The sequence below is a fragment of the Sphingobacteriales bacterium genome, from assembly GCA_012517435.1.
Taxonomy (GTDB): domain Bacteria; phylum Bacteroidota; class Bacteroidia; order CAILMK01; family JAAYUY01; genus JAAYUY01.
In genome coordinates this window covers 1-6,713 of sequence record JAAYUY010000104.1, presented here as the reverse complement: position 1 = coordinate 6,713, position 6,713 = coordinate 1, and the positions used below count along the sequence as shown (strand labels likewise).

Annotated in this window: 7 protein-coding genes; 6 read left to right on the top strand and 1 reads right to left on the bottom strand. The window is 37.2% G+C overall.

Translation table 11 applies throughout. From position 1 onward, the window contains the following. A partial coding sequence (locus GX437_06235) for a 2-oxoglutarate ferredoxin oxidoreductase subunit gamma (protein NLJ07251.1) occupies positions 1 to 438 on the top strand: 438 nt, incomplete at its 5' end. Positions 439 to 556: 118 nt separating this feature from the next. After that, positions 557 to 940, top strand: coding sequence for a hypothetical protein (locus tag GX437_06230; protein ID NLJ07250.1), 384 nt, complete (start codon positions 557 to 559; stop codon positions 938 to 940). A gap of 9 nt (positions 941 to 949) precedes the next feature. On the opposite strand, the gene GX437_06225 is transcribed toward GX437_06230, so the two are convergent. After that, positions 950 to 2,035 (bottom strand): endonuclease, encoded by a 1,086-nt coding sequence (locus GX437_06225; GenBank protein NLJ07249.1) that lies wholly within the window; start codon positions 2,033 to 2,035, stop codon positions 950 to 952. Positions 2,036 to 2,110: 75 nt separating this feature from the next. Here GX437_06225 and GX437_06220 point away from each other — a divergent pair, with 75 nt between their 5' ends. The 4 genes from GX437_06220 to GX437_06205 all read left to right on the top strand — a co-directional run. Continuing rightward, positions 2,111 to 2,989, top strand: a complete 879-nt coding sequence (locus GX437_06220) for a YicC family protein (protein NLJ07248.1) — start codon at positions 2,111 to 2,113, stop codon at positions 2,987 to 2,989. Between the two features lie 2 nt (positions 2,990 to 2,991). Next, entirely contained in the window at positions 2,992 to 3,567 is a 576-nt protein-coding gene (gmk, locus tag GX437_06215; GenBank protein ID NLJ07247.1) for a guanylate kinase, read from the top strand. Next, positions 3,564 to 4,130 carry a nicotinate-nucleotide adenylyltransferase gene (locus GX437_06210; GenBank protein ID NLJ07246.1) on the top strand — a complete coding sequence of 189 codons (567 nt, stop codon included), beginning with the start codon at positions 3,564 to 3,566 and terminating at the stop codon, positions 4,128 to 4,130. The genes gmk and GX437_06210 overlap by 4 nt, the downstream gene beginning before the upstream one ends. A 240-nt stretch (positions 4,131 to 4,370) precedes the next feature. Beyond that, positions 4,371 to 6,713, top strand: a 2,343-nt coding sequence (locus GX437_06205) for a PKD domain-containing protein (GenBank protein ID NLJ07245.1), incomplete at its 3' end; no start/stop codon positions are given.

The window sequence follows — 6,713 nt, the reverse complement described above, 5'->3', positions numbered from 1 at the left end:
CCTTCTTATGGGCCGGAAATGCGTGGTGGTACTGCAAACGTTACGGTTATCCTGAGTGACGAGCCTGTCAGCTCTCCAATCATCAGTAACTTTGATACAGCCATTATTCTCAATCAACAGTCAATGGATAAGTTTGAGAAAACTGTTAAACCAGGCGGTTGCCTGTTGTACGACCCGAACGGAATCACACGACATCCTGAGAGAAAAGACATTAAAATTTATCAGGTAAAGGCCACAGAAAAAGCCACTGAAATGGGTAATACTAAAATTTTCAACATGGTTGTTTTAGGCGCCTATTTGAAAATTAAGCCTGTCGTTACACTTGACAATGTTGTCAGAGGGCTTAAAAAATCATTACCTGAAAGATACCATCATCTGATTCAGATGAATGAAGATGCCATAAAAGCCGGTATGGAAATAATAGAAGAATTCAATTGATTTTTCTTCTCAAAACTTCTTCACAAATTTTTTTTGTATCTTTACACTGAAAAAAAAATTGTTCAATTATTCTTTTTAAAAGGAATATTCATTAATCATTAAAAATCAGGAGGTATTAATGGAAACAAAAGGTTACGAATTTACTGAACAAGAGAATCTGGTCATTACGAAATTATTTCGCCAGATGACCTATGTGGGTGTTTTAATGCTCATTCTGGGTGTTATTTTCGGAGTCTTTGGTGTCTATCTTCTTATCGCCAAAGGTTACTCAATTAAAGTGCTCTTTCTTTTAGTTTTAGCCTTTATTATTATTGTCATGGGTGTAATTACCAACCTGTCTGCCAACAGATTCCGCCATGTTGTCAAAACGGAAGGCGATGATATTGGACACCTCATTCAGGCTCTTGACAAGCTGACAACGTGGTTTAGCATTCAAAACATCATCATTCTTGTTTTTATCGGCATTATAATCCTTGGATTTATAGCCTATCTGACTATCTGATTTTTATTTCTATTTGATTAAAATTTCAGTGAAAACCGGGAGGTGATCACTGTATCCTCCATTGTAATGAGTATCATTATAGGTTCTCCATGGTTTTTTACCCTGGTATTTTGTATCTTCTTCCATTAACCAATCTTCGCTAAAGATTTTTCCTCCGCTTTTGGAAATGAATAAATTTCCTTTATCATTAAAAAATGCGGATGAAACGATAATCTGATCAATCTGATCCCATTCCAGCCTGAACTTATATGAACCTTTTCCCTTAGCTTCACTGTACCCGAATAAATTATACAGGCCACTCGCTTTAATATCATTTGAATCCAACCTGGCACCTAAGGTTTGTGAAATGCTGATGTTGGAAGGTTCATCGTTAAAATCTCCACCAATAATAATATATGCTTCCGGTGTTTTTTCAAAAACAGAATCGACCTTCTCTTTTAGTTTTTTGGCAGCAAGTTGCCTGTTCCCTTCACTTTCTGTTTGTCCACCCCTTCTTGATGGCCAATGATTGACAAAAATATGCAAAGTATCTTTTTTATTAACTATTCCTTTTGCAAATAAAATTTCACGGGTTCTGAATGATGTATCGCTAACATTTTTGACCTGAATAAATTCATAATAAATTGGTTTAAAGAACTTTTTCCTGTATAGCAGTGCCACATCAATGCCCCTGTAGTCTGGCGACTCTTTATGAATTATTTCATAACCTGCATTTTTTAAAGGAGTCAGCCGGATCAAATCTTCTAAAACCCTTTGATTTTCAATCTCTTCTAAACCAATTAATTCAGGAGGACTCCATCCTCCGACAGCAATCATTGCTTTTGAAAGTTTCTGGAGCTTATCATAATAACGATAAGAATTCCATTTGTTAGCGCCTTCCGGCAGAAATTCCTCATCATTTGTCAAAGGATCATTAATTGTATCGAACAGATTTTCAACGTTATAAAACATAACAATCAGCCCGTTTCTGTCAGAAACCATATTGTTATCAGCCGGCTGTTTAGCATGAAAAACCCTGCATGAATAAAATAATGAAAGTATTGAAAATGAAAAGATTAGAAAAATAATTGATTTTGATGTGTGCTTTATGCTCATATTCATTGAAATTTGAAAGAAAATTTTTCTTGCAAATCTTGATAATTTCTTTGATTCAGACATTAAAATTTTTGGATGATGCTAAAATCAATGACAGGTTTCGGAAGTGCTGTACACGAGACAGACAAGTTTACCATAAAAGCTGAAATTAAAACCCTCAACAGCCGGAATTTTGATTTTAAATCAAAACTTCCACCAAAATATTTTTCAAAAGAAATTGATATACAATCTATTATTGAAAATTCTGTTGTCAGGGGAAAAACAGATTTCCTGCTTCAGATTAAATACAATGATCCTTACCAGAATATCAGAAACATCAATAAAGATATTGCAGATGCCTATTTTTCAGAAATTTCAAGCTTGTTTGATAAATGGCAACAACCAAAAGACCAGGCTGCAAGAATAGTTTTCACCTTCCCTGACGTGTTTTCAAATGAACCCGCTGAAAACGGAATTGATGAAGAAGAATGGGAAGAAACTCTCAGGTGTCTGAGAAATGCCATTTCAAAACTGGATAATTACCGGCTCATTGAAGGAAAAAAACTTGAAAATCAGATAATTGAGTATATCAACAAATTAGTGGAATTAAAAGGAAAGATCACTCAGCTGGCAAAAGAAAGGATCACTAATATCACCGAAAAACTCAGACAAAGGATATCAGAAGTTTCTCAACTGCTCAACTCCGACAGGCTGGAACAGGAGATCATATATTATGTTGAAAAACTGGATATTACAGAAGAAATTGACCGGCTTGAGGCTCACCTGAGCTATTTCAGGGAAGTGATGATGAACGAAGAAAACTCAGGCCGAAAGCTCACTTTCATTTCTCAGGAAATAGGCAGGGAAATCAATACGATTGGCTCAAAAGCCAATGATCACGGAATACAGAAAATTGTGGTCGAGATGAAGGAAGAGCTTGAAAAAATCAAACAACAACTGGCAAACATACTTTAAGAATGACTGAAAAAATCATTGTCATATCAGGACCTTCAGGTAGTGGAAAATCGACAATCGCAAAAGCGTTATTGTCTGAATTTCATTTACTTGAGTTTTCAGTTTCTTCAACCACCCGAACAAAAAGAGCATACGAAACAGATGGGAAAGATTACTATTTCATCTCTGAAGAAGAATTCAAACGGCTGATTTCGGAAAATGAATTTGTTGAATATCAGGAAGTTTATGAGCATATTTTCTACGGGACAACCCAATCAGAAATAAAACGTATCATCAATCACCACAAAATCCCCCTGCTTGATATTGACGTACTGGGAGCGATTAACATCAAAAAACTTTACAAAGAAAAAGCATTACTTATTTTCATACATCCCGGAAATGTCGAAACCCTGAAGTCACGACTACTGTCGCGAAAAACAGAAAATCCTGAAATGCTGAAAAAACGCCTTGATAAAGCAGTTTTTGAACTCAGTTTTGCCAATCAGTTTGATTTCGTGGCTGATAACTCTTCGGCTGTTGAAGACTGTATCAGGACAGTCTCTGAAATTGTCAGAAATTTTATTGAAAGCCAGTCATGAAAACAGGTTTGTTTTTTGGTTCCTTCAATCCTTTGCACAATGGCCATTTGCAAATAGCTCAAAAATCGCTTGAATATCATCTTGATAAAATATGGTTTGTCGTCAGTCCTCTCAATCCATTAAAAAATGAATCCGGACTTATTCCTGCCGAAGACAGGTTAATCATGGCTAAGCAGGCATTAGAAAAATATCCGGACTTTGAAGTCTGTGATATTGAATTCAATATGCCAAAACCTTCCTACACCATCAATACCCTTGAAGCACTTCATTCACAATATCCGGAACTTAACTTTGTTCTTATCATCGGTAGTGATTCACTTGATCAATTTCATCTTTGGAAAGATTTTAACAGGATACTTCAAAATTATCATATCATCGTCTATCCAAGAAAACCAGACTATACCATTCCAAAAAGCTATCAATTGTTTAATATCGCAGTGATAAAGAGCGCATTGCTTCCCATTTCCTCAACCCAAATCAGGGAGATGATCAGAAACAAACAGGATTTCTCGGCACTTGTACCTTCTGAGGTTCACAAGTATCTGTCTATCAGATCAATATAATAAAATCAGTAACCTTCCTTTTTCACAGGCAATATAACTGTGAATTTGATGCTGAGAAAATTTAAAAACTTAAGACGATGGGAAAGTGTATTCTAACCAATTGTATTATAAAATCTTATACAGCCCCTCAGAAAATTAATTTGCAATCCCTTTTTGCTAAATTATATTTTCGTACCACTTACTGAGCAATGATGATAGGTAAAATGTCATGGTCGAACAACTATCAAAACTAACGGGGCAATGGTAACAATTACAACGATTTACATACTTCTTTCACTGATAGGGAGCAGAGGTCAGTCTAACAATAGAAAAAATCATTTTAAAAGAATCTATTCCATCAACTGGATCATTCTTTATCTGCTTATTATTTTTCTTATTCTTATCAATCAATCGAAAGTAACCGCACAAAATTGTACAAATCTGAATCCTTCCTTTTCTTATACACTGAACAATAACGGGTGCATTAGTCCTGATACCATAAAACTGAGCAACACATCCAGTGGCACACTGGCCAGTACTTCAACTTACTACTGGTATATCAACGGAGTTTGTTTTGATACGACAACCGGATTATCTAATCCCGGAATGCTGATGAAGAATGCAGGTACTTACAGAATTACCCTTATCGCAGTAACCCCATCCTCCTGTGTTGATTCTGCATTTAATAACATTAGTATCTATAACCCTCCCACAGTCGATTTTTCAATGCTTTCCGACACTGTCTGCAAGGATTCACGTGCATTTTTCACCAATAAAACTACCGGCAACTCTTCAGCTACTTATTACTGGACTTTTGGCAATGGAAGTAGTTCAACAAACTCCGACACAGTTTCTATAAAGTATTCATCAACAGGAAATTACAATATAAATTTAAAGGTTACACAGAATGGCTGTTCCTATAACAAGACAAAGTCGCTGACGGTTTTAAACGGCAAGCCACCCATCAGATTTTACAACAATCTTGGTATTGCCCTTCAGTCTGTAACATGGAAAAGATGCCTGAGTCTGGTTACTGACCCCGACACATTTACGCAGTCATTTGCTTCACCTGACACCCTTCTCAACTATTACATTGACTTTGGTGACGGCTCATCTTCTTCAGGGAATGTCCTTCTTCCGTATCCCAATGGCCTTATCAAACACACTTACATGAAAACAGGTGTTTTTGATGTCTATGTCATCAGCAGGGATACCAATAGCTGCGAAAGAATATTTTATGGGAAGGTCATCAACCTGCGTTACCCGGTTGTAGGTATCGGAGGCCCCGACAACGGACATTCCAACGGATGTATTCCATTTACCACCTCATTTAAAAACACCTCGACACACGTTTCGGGTTGTACCCAATTTGTCTGGGATTTTGGTGACGGATCTACCGAAACTTTTGACTATTCCAATCAGGGAGACAGTGTTTACCATATTTATAAAACATCCAGCTGCAGTTTATATGTTAAGCTGACAGCCACTAATAGTTGTGGGAGTACACAGGCAACATGGGGGCCTGTCAATGCTTATACGAAAGATATCGCCAAAGTTTCAGCAGATAAATATGTAGTCTGCTATCCCAACACCACGATAAGCTTTCAAAATAAAACAGAATTTAATTGCTATGCAGGCACAAAATTCTTTTTCTGGGATTTTGGCGATGGTAGTAATAGTGGCTGGAGCTCTATCGGTGCCGGGCCTACACATAAGTTTAACAATCCGGGAAAATATACTGTCATTCTGAAAGACAGCAATCTCTGCGGCATCGACACGGAAAGCATAAATGTAACTGTTTACGGGCCTTTGCAGGCAGGATTCAAATATTCACCCTCAAATGTCGGATGTAAGGAATATCAGGTCAGTTTTACCGATACATCAAAAGGTGATAACCTGACGTATTTATGGAATTTCGGGGACAATTCCACCTCGACTCTCCAAAATCCCGTACACACTTTCAAAGATACAGGAACATATAACGTAACGTTAAAAATAACAGGGAGTTGCGGAACCTCCACAGCCTCTTCAACAATATATGTTTACAAAAAACCGGTAGCTGCAATCGGAAATATTGACAATCAATGTCTGCCGGCAACCATTCAGTACAATAATCAGTCAAAAGACCTTTCTCCTTTTGCCAAATACACCTGGTATCTTGGCAATGGGAATGTAAGCACCCAGCAAAAACCGTCAAATCTGACATTCAGCAATGCAGGAATATATACTGTCAAGCTGATAGTCAGCGATACCTGCGGGGTTGATTCGGTAACAAAAACATTTCAGGTTTATGACCTGCCATCGGCTTCGTTTTCAGCAGATACCGTCTGTCAGGGTGATCAAACTCCTTTTTACAACATGTCTCAAATTATGCCGGGGAATGGCTCATTATCAAATTATTACTGGAGTTTCGGGGATAATACTTCCAGCACTTCCGCCAATCCGACCCATCTTTATTCAAACCATGGCACCTATAATGTCAGCCTGATTGCTGTAAGTAGTTTTGGCTGTAAAGACACTTTTGTTTCAAATGTTTTTGTGAAGGAAAAACCAGGTGTTTCATTCAACATCTATCCTGACAGTTACGGATGTGTTGGTAATTTT

What these genes read in the sequence shown, in the direction of transcription:
- GX437_06220 (NLJ07248.1), top strand. Translation starts at nt 2,111, where the DNA reads ATGATGCTAAAATCAATGACAGGTTTCGGAAGTGCTGTACACGAGACA.
- GX437_06210 (NLJ07246.1), top strand. Translation starts at nt 3,564, where the DNA reads ATGAAAACAGGTTTGTTTTTTGGTTCCTTCAATCCTTTGCACAATGGC.
- gmk (NLJ07247.1), top strand. Translation starts at nt 2,992, where the DNA reads ATGACTGAAAAAATCATTGTCATATCAGGACCTTCAGGTAGTGGAAAA.
- GX437_06230 (NLJ07250.1), top strand. Translation starts at nt 557, where the DNA reads ATGGAAACAAAAGGTTACGAATTTACTGAACAAGAGAATCTGGTCATT.
- GX437_06225 (NLJ07249.1), bottom strand. Translation starts at nt 2,035, where the DNA reads ATGAGCATAAAGCACACATCAAAATCAATTATTTTTCTAATCTTTTCA.